14 protein-coding genes are annotated in these 13,727 nt (G+C 65.2%); 1 reads left to right on the top strand and 13 read right to left on the bottom strand.

Annotation, left to right across the window (positions count from 1 at the left end; translation table 11 throughout):
* Positions 1–195 precede the first annotated feature (195 nt).
* The 6 genes from SZ64_RS11810 to SZ64_RS11785 all read right to left on the bottom strand — a co-directional run bounded on the left by SZ64_RS11810 (position 196) and on the right by SZ64_RS11785 (position 4,812).
* Complete coding sequence (locus SZ64_RS11810) at positions 196–819, bottom strand: murein L,D-transpeptidase catalytic domain-containing protein (RefSeq protein WP_054531003.1); 624 nt, start codon at positions 817–819, stop codon at positions 196–198.
* Between the two features lie 81 nt (positions 820–900).
* Entirely contained in the window at positions 901–1,464 is a 564-nt protein-coding gene (locus SZ64_RS11805) for a DUF6624 domain-containing protein (protein WP_156313631.1), read from the bottom strand.
* Positions 1,465–1,861: 397 nt separating this feature from the next.
* Complete coding sequence (locus SZ64_RS11800) at positions 1,862–2,356, bottom strand: GNAT family N-acetyltransferase (RefSeq protein ID WP_054531001.1); 495 nt, start codon at positions 2,354–2,356, stop codon at positions 1,862–1,864.
* Positions 2,353–2,682 carry a hypothetical protein gene (locus tag SZ64_RS11795; RefSeq protein ID WP_241773031.1) on the bottom strand — a complete coding sequence of 110 codons (330 nt, stop codon included), beginning with the start codon at positions 2,680–2,682 and terminating at the stop codon, positions 2,353–2,355. Before SZ64_RS11795 ends, SZ64_RS11800 begins: the two co-directional genes overlap by 4 nt.
* Positions 2,679–3,818, bottom strand: a complete 1,140-nt coding sequence (gene ispG / locus SZ64_RS11790; RefSeq protein WP_054531000.1) for a flavodoxin-dependent (E)-4-hydroxy-3-methylbut-2-enyl-diphosphate synthase — start codon at positions 3,816–3,818, stop codon at positions 2,679–2,681. The genes SZ64_RS11795 and ispG overlap by 4 nt, the downstream gene beginning before the upstream one ends.
* 100 nt (positions 3,819–3,918) lie before the next feature.
* A complete protein-coding gene (locus SZ64_RS11785) occupies positions 3,919–4,812 on the bottom strand; it encodes an SMP-30/gluconolactonase/LRE family protein (RefSeq protein WP_054530999.1) in 894 nt (297 codons plus the stop codon).
* Between the two features lie 159 nt (positions 4,813–4,971).
* Between SZ64_RS11785 and SZ64_RS11780 the strand changes: the two genes are divergently transcribed.
* The gene (locus tag SZ64_RS11780; RefSeq protein ID WP_054530998.1) at positions 4,972–6,732 is read left to right on the top strand and encodes a cation:proton antiporter; all 1,761 of its coding nucleotides are present in this window, start codon (positions 4,972–4,974) and stop codon (positions 6,730–6,732) included.
* Between the two features lie 100 nt (positions 6,733–6,832).
* On the opposite strand, the gene SZ64_RS11775 is transcribed toward SZ64_RS11780, so the two are convergent.
* The 7 genes from SZ64_RS11775 to SZ64_RS11745 form a co-directional block, all read right to left on the bottom strand.
* Positions 6,833–7,369 (bottom strand): GNAT family N-acetyltransferase, encoded by a 537-nt coding sequence (locus SZ64_RS11775; protein WP_241773030.1) that lies wholly within the window; start codon positions 7,367–7,369, stop codon positions 6,833–6,835.
* Complete coding sequence (locus SZ64_RS11770) at positions 7,366–8,259, bottom strand: RDD family protein (protein WP_054530997.1); 894 nt, start codon at positions 8,257–8,259, stop codon at positions 7,366–7,368. The genes SZ64_RS11775 and SZ64_RS11770 overlap by 4 nt, the downstream gene beginning before the upstream one ends.
* Complete coding sequence (locus SZ64_RS11765; RefSeq protein WP_054530996.1) at positions 8,256–9,314, bottom strand: stage II sporulation protein M; 1,059 nt, start codon at positions 9,312–9,314, stop codon at positions 8,256–8,258. Before SZ64_RS11765 ends, SZ64_RS11770 begins: the two co-directional genes overlap by 4 nt.
* A gap of 124 nt (positions 9,315–9,438) precedes the next feature.
* Entirely contained in the window at positions 9,439–10,758 is a 1,320-nt protein-coding gene (locus tag SZ64_RS11760; RefSeq protein ID WP_054530995.1) for a DUF58 domain-containing protein, read from the bottom strand.
* Positions 10,759–10,762: 4 nt separating this feature from the next.
* Entirely contained in the window at positions 10,763–11,725 is a 963-nt protein-coding gene (locus tag SZ64_RS11755; RefSeq protein ID WP_054530994.1) for a MoxR family ATPase, read from the bottom strand.
* On the bottom strand, positions 11,722–13,047 hold the full coding sequence (locus tag SZ64_RS11750) for a DUF4350 domain-containing protein (protein ID WP_054530993.1): 1,326 nt from the start codon (positions 13,045–13,047) through the stop codon (positions 11,722–11,724). Before SZ64_RS11750 ends, SZ64_RS11755 begins: the two co-directional genes overlap by 4 nt.
* The gene (locus tag SZ64_RS11745) at positions 13,044–13,727 is read right to left on the bottom strand and encodes a hypothetical protein (protein ID WP_054530992.1); all 684 of its coding nucleotides are present in this window, start codon (positions 13,725–13,727) and stop codon (positions 13,044–13,046) included. The genes SZ64_RS11750 and SZ64_RS11745 overlap by 4 nt, the downstream gene beginning before the upstream one ends.

Genomic DNA, 13,727 nt, shown 5'->3' with positions numbered 1-13,727 from the left:
CGGGGTCCAGCTTTTCGGCGGGGAGAAGAAGCTGGATCCCGGAACAGGTCCGGGATGACCAAGGGGGCTGAACCCGATCTTCGTCATCCCCGCGCAGGCGGGGATCCAGCAGCAACCGCCGAACTGGGTTCCCGCCTGCGCGGGAATGACGAATTAGGGAGGGCGCCCTCAGCGACCTTTGCGGGAACCGGGCGCTCAGACCAGCCCAAGCCGCTCCGCATAGAGCAACCGGCCGCCGGAAAGGTGCCACAGGGCTTCGTTGAAATCTTCCGGGCTCATGGCGAAGCAGCCATTGGAGCGGCCGAGGCGGCCCCATTTCTCGACATGGGCCTGCGTGGCATAATCGGCCGAATGCATCACGATGGCGCGGGGCAGGGCGTTGGAATTATCCTGATCCAGCCCGCCAAGGCGGATCGAGGTGCCATATTTGCCCTTGTACCATTCCCAGGTGACATAGGCCCCCCGGCTGGTGGCGTTGGAGCCTTCCACATTGGAAAATTGCTGCAGGAAACCGGAATGATCCGGGTCCGATCCCGTGCCGTGGGCAACCAGGAAACTGCGCACCGTGCCCGCTTCCAGATTGGCGAAATGGAAGCGCGGAATGGCCGAATGGACGCCGTAATCCGCAATCCCGGCCAGATCGGTCCGCCACAATGCGCTGCCCGCCCGCTCAACCTCGCGCTTCGCGATTTCCAGCAGCTTGCGATCCCGCTCCGTAAGCGGAGAAGCCTGCGCAAAGACCCGCGTGGGCAGGGCAGCCGCTGCGACGGCGGCGCCTGCGACCTTCAGCAGATTTCGTCTGTCGAATGCCGTGCTCATGGCGCTGTTATGGCACAAAATTCCTGAGAGGAAAATGAATGCTGGGCGCTGTTCGCGCCGTTTCGCGCAGTGGTATGCGGCCTAGGCGGGAGGGCATGTAAATCTCGCGGCATAATCCGCTTCCGGTTCCAGCTCCACTGCTGCCCTGCGCGCATCGAGTTCTTCAGGAGCTTCAACCTCGCGCGGTTCCCACTTGCTGGATATGCAACGGCCCTGCGTGCCATAGCGTTGCGGACGGTTCCCATTCACGGCAACCCGATCATACAAATAGGCGTAATTCTTCTGCTGCGTTTCTTTCTCGATCAGCAAGGGTTCCAGCATTTCGAGAACTTCGGCCTGGAAGGCCGGATCACGGTCCGCATGTTGCACCAGAATCCAGGCCGCAAGGTCCGCTGAGGAGCCATATTTGCTTATGGTGTACCAGCCATGTTCGCGGAGCCGGGCTTTTAGCCATAGCATATTGGCTGCGTCCGCGCTGCAGACATCGGATCCGATGATGTAATAGGCGTAAGCGAGGGCCGGTTCCGGCAGGTCCGCCGCCCAACTGCTTTTTTCCGCCACGGCGGAGAAATGCGAGCGGGCGAACTGATCTTCGACAGTGCGCCGATAAAGTTCGGCAAGTTCTTCGGAAGGCGCCTTGGCCAAAAATTCCCCAAAAAAGCTGACAGACTTATAGGGCTCTTCGACTGGCTTTCCGGCAAGAGCATCGCTGCGTAACTGCGCAACTCTCGCGATTGCTTCGCGCGCGGCAGCCAAGTGGATTTCCCTCTCGTCAGGAGAAGGGACCGTCTCGGAAAGGCGGGCAAACGCGGTGGCTTTGATCTCTTCCGGTGATGGCCCGCAGCCGAAAACCATTGCTCCCGCAGCAGGGGCCGGCTGTTGGGCAAGGGCGGTTCCGCACGGCCATGAGAAGAAGGCAATCGCCCACATCAAGACACGCATATTTCCTCTCCCCTTTGCCGCCGTCGCTCGATGGCCGGACGGGAGGGAGTGTTCAGCAGAGGCCGCGCTCAGACAATTAGTGCCTTTGCGGAGGAGCCGGTCAGGAACCGCTTTCGGCCTGCCCTGCCAGCGCGGTCAGTGCATCGCCGTCCACGCGCATTACGGTCCATTCGTCCATCATCTTCGCGCCGAGCGATTTGTAGAAGCCGATGGAAGGTTCGTTCCAGTCCAGCACCCACCATTCCAGCCGGGCGCAATCGCGTTCCACGGCCAGCCGGGCGAGTTCGGTCAGCAGCGCCTTGCCGAGGCCCGCCCCGCGCGCTTCGGGCATGACGAACAGATCTTCGAGGTAAATCCCCGGACGCCCTTCGAAAGTGGAGAAATTATGGAAGAACAGCGCGAAGCCGCGCGCCACGCCATCCACTTCGCCGATCAGCACTTCAGCATACGGACGGGGCCCGAACAGTTTCTGCTCCAGCACCGCCTCGTCGAAGCGGACTTCGTGGGAGAGCTTTTCGTACTCGGCCAGTGCCCGGATCAGCGAGGCGATCAGGGGCATGTCGGCGGGGGCAGCCGCGCGGATGGAAAGATTCATTTTTCGTCAGTGCCAGTCTGGATGATGCGGCCGACTTCCAACTCGTCGATCCTCAATTTGCGGATGCGGGCCTTGCCGATACCCAAGCTGCCTACACCGAGCCGCCCGATGGCGAGCGCGCCGACGGCAAAGGCCCCCAGCGCGAAGGCTCCGATGGCAATCGCCCCGATCGCGCCGCTGCCCAGTGCAGCCGCGCCGGTTGCCGATGCTCCCGTGGCGCTGGCCCCGGTTGCGACCGCACCGCGCGAAAGGGAGGGCTTGTGCGTGGCGGGCAGGGCGCTGTCCGCCTCGACCGGCAGAACCGTCGGGGCGGGCTTGTGCTTCATGCCGCCTTCCCGTGGATCGTATCCATGCTGACGGAAGTGCCTGCGTCGATTTCGGCCGCCTTGGCTTCCACCAGCTTCACGATGTGATCCAGCATGTCGGCATCGTTCACATGGTGGTCGGTCACACCCGAAAGATAGACCATGTGCTTGCCCGCGCCGCCGCCGGTAATGCCGATATCCGTCTCGCGCGCTTCGCCCGGCCCGTTGACCACGCAGCCCAGCACGGAAACGCTCATCGGCGTCTTGATGTGGCTCAGCCGGTCTTCCAGCGCGGCGACGGTGCGGATCACGTCGAAGCCCTGCCGCGCGCAGCTGGGGCAGGAGACGACGCGCACCCCGCGCGTGCGCAGGCCGAGGCTCTTGAGGATTTCATAGCCGACGCGGACTTCTTCCTCCGGCTCGGCCGAGAGGGAGACGCGGATCGTATCGCCGATCCCGGCCCACAGCAGATTGCCGATGCCGATGGAGCTTTTCACCGTGCCGCCGATCAGCCCGCCCGCCTCGGTAATGCCCAGATGCAGCGGGCAGTCCACTGCTTCGGCCAGGCCCATATAGGCCGCGACCGCCAGGAATACGTCGCTGGCTTTCACCGCCACCTTGTATTCGTGGAAATCGTGATCCTGCAGCAGCTTGATATGATCGAGCGCGCTTTCGACCAGAGCCTCAGGGCAGGGTTCGCCGTATTTTTCCAGCAGATCCTTCTCAAGGCTGCCCGCATTCACGCCGATGCGGATGGAACAGCCATTGGCCTTGGCCGCGCGCACCACTTCGGCCACGCGTTCGCTGCTGCCGATATTGCCGGGATTGATCCGCAGGCAGGCCGCGCCCGCATCTGCCGCTTCCAGCGCGCGCTTGTAGTGGAAGTGGATGTCCGCCACGAGCGGCACGCGGGCGGCCCTGGCGATCTGCTTGAAGGCGGCGGTGCTTTCCACATCCGGGCAGGAAACGCGGATGATGTCCGCCCCCGCTTCCTCGCAGCGGCGGATCTGGTCGATCGTCGCCACGGGATCTGACGTGAGCGTGTTGGTCATGGTCTGCACCGTGATCGGCGCATCGCCGCCAACGGGCACATTGCCGACCATGATCTGGCGGCTCTTGCGGCGCATGATGTCGCGCCAGGGACGGATGGAAGACATGGTCCGCGATATAGGGGCAAGCGCGTTGCCGGACAATGACGCTTTGGGGCAGCCGCCATTCAGCCCATGCCGGCCTGCAAATGGCGACTACCCCAAGGGCTCACCCCGCAAAGGGCGTGGCGGGCACGCCGGGGACGTCCACCTGGAAGGAGAAGATCGCGCCTGCATGGGGGTGGCGTTCCAGTTCCGCGTCGCTCATCAGCGCGCGGGCGCTGGTGACATAGGCGGTGCGCATGTCCTCCCCGCCGAAGCCGATCATGGTGGTGCGGTGCGTGGGAATCTCTACCGTGGCGAGAATCTCGCCCTGCGGCGAAAGGCGCACCACCTTGCCGCCCCCGTCGGACAGGCCGAACAGCGCCACCCAGAAACAGCCTTCCATGTCGAACCAGCCGCCATCGGGCGTGCCCTTCCCTTCGGGGAAGTGGTGCAGGATGCGCCGGTTGGACAGGGCGCCGCTGGCCGGATCGGCATCATAGGCGCGCAGCATGTGGCTGGGGCTGTCGGCATGGCAGAACATGGTGCCGTCAGCCGAAAAGCCTGCCGAATTACAGGTGGTCATCCCGCCTTCGAGGAAAGTCACCGTGCCATCGGCATCGGCGCGATAGAGCGCGGCGTCAGTCGCGCTTTTCGCTTCGTTCACCGAACCGACCCAGAAACGCCCGGCAGGATCGGTGCAGCCATCGTTGAGCCTGAGGTCCGCCTTGCCCGCCAGCATCTGATCGCCATAGGGCACGGGCTGCGCATCCCAGCTGTCCAGCGTGGCCAGCCCGTCCTTCATCGCCAGCAGGAAGCCGCCCCCGGCGCGGAAGGCGAAGCAGCCCAGCGCCTGATCGAAGGCGCGGCTTTCATCCGTGCCAGTGGCGGGATCGAAGCGGTGCAACTCGCTGCGGAAGATATCGACCCAATAGAGCCGCTTTTCGCCTGCATGCCAGATGGGGCTTTCGCCAAGTTCGGCCCGCGCATCGAGCGCCACGATGGGTTGGAAAGTCTGCATGGCGCCCGCAATGGACGGGCGGCCGGGCCGGAGCAATGGAGCGCAGCGCCCAACTTCTTGGCGCCCCGCGTCCATCGGCGCGGGGCAGATGCGCGGGTTGCGCCCCTGCCGGATTCGGCCCAAGAAGCTGCCCCAACGGGCTGATCGGAAAGACGGGTAATGGAAGAAGCTGGCCAGGCGTCCTTGCTGCATGACGGGTTCCTGCTGCTGGGCTTTGCGCTGTTCTTCGTGCTCGTCTTCCGCCGTTTGGGGCTGGGCGCCACGCTGGGCTATCTGGTGGCCGGCGCCGTGGTCGGCCCGCAGGTGCTGGGCCTTGTGGGCGATGCGGAACAGAAGATCGGCATTGCCGAACTGGGCATCACCCTGCTGCTGTTCATCGTGGGGCTGGAACTTTCGCCGCAGCGCTTGTGGCGCATGAAGCGCGAGATTTTCGGGCTGGGCCTGTTGCAGGTGGTGCTGTGCGGGCTGGCGGTGAGCGGGATCATCTTCCTGTTCACCAGCTTCACGCCCGAAGCGGCGCTGGCGCTGGGCCTGCCGCTGGCCCTGTCCTCTACCGCGCAGGTGCTGCCCATGCTGCAATCGGCCGGACGCCTGCGCACTCCCTTTGGCGAGCGGGCCTTTGCCATATTGCTGTTCCAGGATCTGTCGATCATCCCGCTTATCACCGTGATCGCGGCGATGAGCCGTAATCCGCTGGATGCGGGCGGCCCTCCGGGCTGGCTGCTGGTGCTCTATACGGCGGCGGCCATTGTGGGGCTGATTGCGGCGGGGCGCTTCCTGATCCGTCCGCTCTTCGGCCTGATCGGCAATCTGGGCGAGCGCGAGATGTTCGTCGTCACGGCCCTGTTCACGGTGATCGCCTCGGCCGCGCTGATGGAAATGCTGGGCCTTTCCACCGCGCTGGGCGCCTTCATCGCGGGCGTGATGCTGGCCGATTCCCCCTATCGGCACGAGCTGGAGGCGGATGTGGAACCGTTCCGCTCCATCCTGCTGGGCCTGTTCTTCCTTTCGGTGGGCATGTTGCTCGACCTGCGGGCGATTGCGGAACACCCCTTCTTCGTTGCCGCCATGGCCGCGGCGCTGATTGCCACCAAGGTTGCCGTGATCTTCGGCATCGCCACGGCATTTCGCATGCCCTGGCGCAGTGCGCTGGGCCTCGGCCTGCTGCTGAGTCAGGGCGGCGAATTCGGCTTCGTATTGTTCGCACAGGCACAGGAAGCGCTGCTGATCGAGCCGCAGGCCGCCAGCCTGTTCGGGGCGATCATCACGCTCTCCATGGCGACCACGCCCTTCCTGATGCTGGCCACCAAGCGTGTGCGGCAGGTGCCCGATGCCAAGCTCGCCACGCGGGATGGGCCGAAGGCCGACGGCGCGCAGGCGCTGGTGGTGGGCTATGGCCGCTTCGGCCAGACAGTGGCGCAAATGCTGATGGCGGGCGGCATTCCCGTGACCCTGATCGACCGCGATGTGGACATGATCGACGTGGCCAGCCAGTTCGGCGCCAAGGTCTATTTCGGGGACGGCACGCGGCTGGACCTGCTGCGGCAGGCCGGGGCAGGGGAAGCCCAGTTGATCGCCTTCTGCATCGATCGCGATCAGGCCGAGCCGGGCCTTGTGGAGGCCGTGCATGAAGCCTTCCCGCAAGCGGCGATCTATGTGCGCGGGTTTGACCGGCGCAGCGTGATCGCGCTGCACGGCAGCCCGGTGAATTACGTGATGCGCGAAGTGCTGGAATCAGCCGTGGCCATGGGCCGCATGGCGCTGGAAAATCTCGGGCTGGGTCAGGACGAGATCGAACGCGCCGAAGACGCCTTCCGCGCCAATGATCGCGAGCGCCTGCATGACCAGTTCGCCTCAGGCGACGTGCGCAGCTCGCGCGAGAAGATCCTCACTGAGCCGAGGCGGGTCGGGGAGCCTTAGTCTTTCGTCATTGCGAGCGAAGCGAAGCAATCCAGCGCCAATCGCGTTCCGCCCTGGATTGCTTCGTCGCTCCGCTCCTCGCAATGACGAGAGAAACCCCTCACAGCATCCGCGCGAACAGGAACTCGTCGTCGCGGTGGTCGCCCACCCAGAAATAGATGTCCGCCAGCTTGTCGAAGCCATAGCGGCGGTAGAATTTGTGGGCGCCGGGATTCTCGGAGAAAACCGACAGGTGCACTTCATCCGCGCCGCGCGTGCGGAACTGGTCCATCGCCCAATCCATCAGCAGCGCGCCGATGCCCTGCCCCACCCTGTCGGGCGCGGCATAGAGCTGCTTCAGTTCCATTGCGCGCTGGCCCCGCGCATGGTCGGGGAAGGCGGATTTGAATGCGATCTTGCAATAGCCGGCCAGTTCGCCCGCTTCGTCGAAGGCGAGGCGGTAGAGGCGGCCCTCATCCGCCAGCTCCCTGCCGATCGCTTCCTCGCTGAAGGTCTCGGCCAGGAAGGCGTCGAGGTTTTCCTGCGAATAGATATGGCCGAACTTGGCGACAAAGCTGTCGCGGCCCAGCGCGGCAAGGGCCGGAATGTCGGCCTGCGTGGCTTCGCGAAGGGTGATCTTTGCCTTGGTTTCGCTCATGAGAATTTATCCGCCTTGCGCTTGCCGAAGCGCATGCCCTGTTCCAGCCGGGCGCGGAGCTGGGCGTAGAAGGCTTCGAGAAAAGCCCGCTCGTCCCCCGATCCGGCCGACCAGCCGATCTTGTTGCAGATCGCCGTGGCCACCGCCACCAGCGCCTCTTCATTGTTTTCGCGCAGCACGCGTTCCAGCGTCTGCAATTCATATTCGCCATAGACCGAAAGCTCGGCCTCGCCGAAGCGATATTGCGCGCCGGTCGCCACGGAACGGCCCCGCGCTGCCTCGCCCAGCGACATGGCCTGTTCCAGCTTGCGCCGGGGCATTTCCACCACCCATGTGCCCGCAACCACATCGCCTGCGCGCAGGGCGTCCCGGTTGACGAAGGGGAACAGTACGAAAACCGCCAGCCAGGCGAAGATGGCCCAATTATCCGCGCCGCCGGTGGCCAGGCTGATGATGAGATATGTCAGCGGCAGGAACAGTTCGATGTCGCGCAGCAGGTTGCGCGCGATCACGGCATTCACGCTCAGCCTGCCGCCATCGCGCGCGGCGATGCGGATGCCCAGAATGCGCTTGCCCGGCGTGGCCCCGCGCGGACCGAGTTCGAAATACAGGAAATAGCCATAGCGGAACAGGAACATGGCGATGATCCAGACCACGGCGAGGAATTCGCCCGGCCCCTTGTCCCCGCCGTTCATTACTATCCCGCCCATGATCGCAATCAGCGCCAGCGTGACCGAAACCTGGATCACGGCCATGAAGATCATGTCCAGAATCAGGGCAGCCGCGCGGGCACCTCTGCTGGCTATGGTGATGGGCAGGCTCAGCCCTTCCGGCGTCACCAGCGTGCGCTTACGCTTGTCTGTCCGCCGATTGCCGCGTGCCTTGCTCATTCGCCACTGCGGTCCACGCTGCGCTGGAAGGCGAAGAAATAGGCCAGCCAGAAGGCCAGCATGGTGCCGCCGATAAGCAGCCTTTCGCCAGTATCGGTGACCAGTTGGCGGGCAAAGCTCTCCAGCACGGCGGCCACCACCATCATCAGCACAACCCCGGCCATAACCTGCGCCGCGCGCTGCCCGCTGGCGGCGGCGGCCGCGATGACGGTGCGCTCGCCCGGAAAGGCCATGGATCGGCCGATATGCAGGCCCGCTGCCCCTGCCAGCAGGATCGCGAACAGTTCGGTCGTGCCGTGGACGGAAAGCCATGCGGCAAAGTCCAGCGTCAGCCCTTGCCCGTGAAAAAGCCACAGCATCGCGCCCAGCGTTGCCAGATTCTGCATCAGCAGCATCAGCGAAGGGATGCCGAAGGCAAAGCCCAGTGCGAAGGCAAGAATCGCCACGCGGGCATTGTTGCTGAACAATGCGGCGGAAAACAGAGAAAGGCCGTCCGCGCTTTCCGCGCCGCTGAGCGATTTTTCCAGCACCGCACGCGATGCGCCGGGGATGCGGGTATCGGCGAATTGGTTCGGGACCAGCGAATAATACCAGGCCTGATCGCGCGCGCACAGCAGCCAGCCGACCACCGCGCCCGCCACCATCACGGCCAGCGAGATGCACAGTTCCAGCCATATTTCGCGCACCGATGCGCTCCACCCGCCGCCGAAGAAGCGCCGCAGCCAGCCGATCAGCGAACTGCGCGGGCCATAGACCTGAAACCATGCGCGCTGCACCAGCGATTCCAGATAGGCCAGCGTTGCTGCATCGAGTGAGGTTTCGCGCGCAATGGCAAGGCTGGAGGCAGCAGTGCGATAAAGCGCGGGCAGGTCCAGCAGATCCTCGTCCGGCACCTTGCGCAGTCGCCCGCCCTCCATGCGCTTGAGGATCGCCTCCAGCCGTTTCCAGTCCTGCTCGCGCTCCAGCCGGAAACGGTCGGATCGCAGGCTGGCCGCTTCGATGTCGGGCAGTTCCTCGATTGGCTTGGAACGGAAGAATTGGCTGATCGGCTTCATGGACGAAGTGCCTCCCTCGTCATTGCGAGGAGGCGCAGACGACGACGCGATCCAGGGCGGTTGCGCGCTCGGCGCTGGATTGCCGCGGGGCTTTCAGCCCCTCGCAATGACGAAAGGCGCCCCATCATCCGATGCTCCCGCTGCGCTTGATGTCCAGATAACGGTCGATCAGGCGATAGGTGACGGCCTGCCAGGGGGCCTCGATCACGTCGACATTCAGCTGGCGCAGCTTCTGCAGCACGATGGCGCGCTGGCGGGCCAGCGTACCGGCGGTGACTGCCACTGCCACGTCGTTCACCGTTTCAGGATCGGCCTGGGCAAGGCTGGCCAGTTCCGTATCCTCCAGCGTCACGAACAGCACCAGATGGCGCTCCACAAGGCGGCCGATGCTTTCCACCATCAGCTGCGCGCTGGTGGGATCGGTGAAATCGGAAAACAGCACGATCAGCGAGCGGCGCTTGAGCTGCGAGGCAAGCGTGGCGAGGGCGAGGGTGAAATTCGGTTCCGCCGCGTGATAATCCAGATCGGATGCCGCGCTTTGCAGGCGGTGGAACTGGCGGCTGTCAGTGACGAAGGGCGTGAACAATTCGGGCCGCTGGCCGAAGCCGAACAGGGCGACCTTGTCCCCGCCCTTCAGCGCGACATAGGCGGATGTGAGCGCGGCGGAGACTGCCCGGTCGATCCGGGGCAACCCGTCCACCGGCTCGCACATGGCCTGACCGCAATCGAAGGCGAACACGATCTGGTTGTTGCGCTCGCTCTCGTTCTCGCGGGCATAAAGCCGGGTCTGCCGGGCGGAGCTTTTCCAGTCGATCCGGCGGCGATCCATCCCCGGCTCATATTCGCGCAAGGCCTCGAACTGGGTGCCTTCGCCCCGGATGCGCCGGGCGATCAGGCCGAACTGGGCATCGCGCAGAAAGGTCTGCAAAGCCGGGGAACGCACCGGGGTAAGGTCCGGCCAGATGCGGATTTTCGTTTCCAGATCGCGCGTGGTCTGGCGGTGGGCAAGGCCCAGCGGGCCGGGCCAGCGCAGCCAGATGCGAGAGACTTCCCCCGTGCCGCGCCGCACGGGTGTTAACTGCGCGCGGCCCACAAAGCTGCTGCTGGCCGGATCGGCGGTGAGACGCAGCTGTGCCTTGCCGCCATCGCCAAGCCGCGGATCGAAGGCCAGCGCTGCCTCGGGCAACCCGCCCATGGTTCGCCCGGCAATATCGGCCAGAACCGTCACGTCCAGTTCCTGCCCGATTTCCGCATCGGCCGGCGCGATCACTCGCAGATCGGTCAGCACGCCCGCTACCAGCCCGTCCAGCACCACCAGCACCAGCAGCGCGAAACACGCCGCCGGGGCGACGATCCACGCGCTGGGCGCGCTGGATGCCACCAGCAGCGCGACAGGCGCGCCGAAAGCGGCAAGGGCCAGACTGCGGGCGGTCGGAACGATCATGCGATCAGCGCGGGGCCTCGGTCTGCTCGACCAGCTGGGTCACCAGGTCTTCGATCTGGCGGCCTTCGATCTCGGCCACGGGCGACAGCAGCAGGCGGTGGCGCAGCACGGCGGTGGCCAGTGCCTTCACATCGTCAGGCAGCACATAGTCGCGGCCGGCCAGCGCGGCCCGGGCGCGGGCGGCATTGGCCATCAGCACGGCCGCGCGGGGCGATGCGCCGCTGGCCAGTTCGGCCGATTCGCGCGTGGCCCGCACCAGCCGCACGATATATTCGATCACTTCCTGCGCCAGAGTAACCGTCTTGGCGGCATCGGCCACGGCGTTCAGCGTGGCGGCATCGGTTACGCGCGAAACGCCGAAATCGGCCGGGTGGGGTGGGCCGCTCCGCTCGCCGAAGCGGGTGACGATTGCCGCTTCTTCCTCGGCGCTGGGATAGGGGATCAGCAGCTTGAACAGGAAACGGTCAAGCTGCGCCTCGGGCAGGGGATAGACGCCCTGATTCTCGATCGGGTTCTGGGTTGCCACCACCATGAAGTGATTGGGCAGGGCGTGGGTTTCGCCATCCAGCGTCACCCGGCGTTCCTGCATCGCCTCCAGCAGGGCGGCCTGCGTCTTGGGCGGCGTGCGGTTGATTTCATCGGCCAGCAGCAATTCGCAGAAGATCGGCCCGCGCGTCAGCGTGAACTGGCTGGTCTGGAAGTTGAACAGGTTGGAACCCAGAATGTCGCCCGGCAGCAGGTCCGGCGTAAACTGGATGCGCCCGAAATCGAGGCCGAGCGTCTGGGCGAAGCACTGGGCAAGGAAGGTCTTTGCGGTTCCCGGCGGACCTTCCAGCAGCACATGGCCCTGGCTGACCAGCGCGATCAGCAGGTGTTCGATGGTTTCATGCTGGCCCACCACCGCCTTGGCCATTTCGGCGCGGATGGAATCCGCGAGCGCGCGGACGTCTGCAAGCGTCGTGGTCATCGGGCAAGCTTCCTTTCGATGGTCTTCAGCGCATGCGCATGGCGCAGCAATTCATGCGGAGTGCGCGCGGCGCGCAGGGCCTCTGCATGGGTCGTGAAATTGGCCGGCTCGATCCCGCGCCGCTCCAGCAGCCGGTCGATCTCGCTTTCCGTATGTGCGGCGTCACCGCCGGGCCTGATCCCCAGCGCATGCGCCACGCGGCCACGCAGGATCGCGGCATAGGGCGCGCCCAGCAGGTAGAGCCGCTTGGAACGCTGGATCAGTGCCGCACCGTTAGTGGCCAGCTGTCTCTTGCCGAAAGCGAAGACGGGCATGGCCACCAGCGGCGGGCCGAAGCGCCTGAATGCGCGCCATGCCACCACGATGGCAGCGATGATGAAACACAGGGTTGCTGCCAGGAAGGGCGGCGTGAAAGCCAGGGTGAGCAGATTGGGCTGCAGGCCCAGCCCGTTCAGCGTCAGGTCGAAGGCCACGGGCAGGTCGTAATCTTCCAGCGCGGCGCTCACGATGGTCAGGGCCACCATTGCCCGGTCCCTGTCGGCCAGGCCATAATTGTTCATCAGATCGGGTTCGGCCACGATCACGACCGGCCACAATTCTTCATCGGCCTTGTCATCGTCGCGGGGTTCGACCCCGGCCCAGTCGGACAGGTCGGGATAATATCCGCCATCGTTCCAGAACCCTGCAAGCACGCGGCCATCAGACGCGCCGACCAGCGGGACCATCTCGGTAGATGTCATGGACTGCACGGCATCCGCATCAGGCAGGATGCCGCGCTGTCCCAGCCCCTGCCACCCGATGCGAGTGCCCGACTGCCGGATGGAAACCGAAGCCTTGAGCATGCCTTTCCGGCCGATCTCGGCTGCCCATTCCGGGCTGTCAGCGCCGAACAGGAATACCCAGCCTTCTTCCGCCTTCACTGCCAGGGAAGCGGGGATGGGGGACGCCTGCCATTTGGGAAGGATCAGCAGGGTCGGCCCGGTGCGGCGATGGTCCGAGATGATCCGGTCGATCTCCTCCGCATCGGCATGGAGCGGCGGTGTCAGCACCAGCAGTGCATCGGGATCGAGCTGCCCGGGATTGCGCAGGAAGCTTACTTCATTGCCGCGTTTTTCCAGCAGTTCGGCCAGCGCGGTATAACCGTTGAGTCCATCGCCCGCAGCATGGCCGCCGCCGTCATTACCGCTATCGCCCGTGGCGCCAGCGCCCATGAAATAGAGCGCGGCCAGAAAGGCGAGGGCGCCAAACAGCAGCAGGCCCAGCACGGCCTTGCCTGAAAAGGGTGCTGGCCCGGACACATGCGGCGTGGCGGAGGTGCTCATGCGGCTGCCCCGCTGCGGAAATCGGCCAGCGCGAAATCGGCATAGGCCGCGCGGGCGGCGAGCCAATCCTCCGATTCGAGGCGGCGCAGCGCGAACAGGCTGCGCTCCACCCGAGTGGCTATGGTCGAAAAGGCGCGGCGCGCATTATCTGGCAGGGCAGGCAGGGCCGCAATCTCGCGCGCGGTGCTGGACGGTTCGAGCCAGTCCGGCCGGGCCTGCGCGATCTGGGCAACACTGCGCTGCAGCAGGAGATGAGTCGCCTCGTCGAACCGGCCTTCCGCCGCCAGTCGGTCCGCATCTTCCAGCAGGGCAATGGCGGCACTGCGTTCCGGTGCCCAGCCTTCATCCGGGGCGGAGGGGCTGCTTCCGGCGAAGCGGATTCGCGCGATGGGGGCCAGCAGACGCCACAGCAGCGCCAGCACGGCCAGTACGGCGATGCCAAGCAGAATCCATTTGAATACCGGCCAGGACAGGCCCAGCGCATCGGCGATCGGGCGGAAAACCTCGCCCAGCCATTGCAGGAAGCGCAGCAGCCAGTCGGGTGGCGGGGCCTGTTCGGGCATCTGGACGGGCGCGAACTGGATGTCCGCATTGGCGCGCACGGCTTCCCAATCGCGCACCGCATCGGATGCGGACCCGGCAGCCGTCCCCCCAGCGATTTCGCCCGATGCCCTCGTCAC

The sequence above is a fragment of the Erythrobacter sp. SG61-1L genome, from assembly GCF_001305965.1.
GTDB lineage: Bacteria > Pseudomonadota > Alphaproteobacteria > Sphingomonadales > Sphingomonadaceae > Andeanibacterium.
Note: the sequence above shows the minus strand (reverse complement) of the source record. Positions and strands in the feature narration are given on the sequence as shown.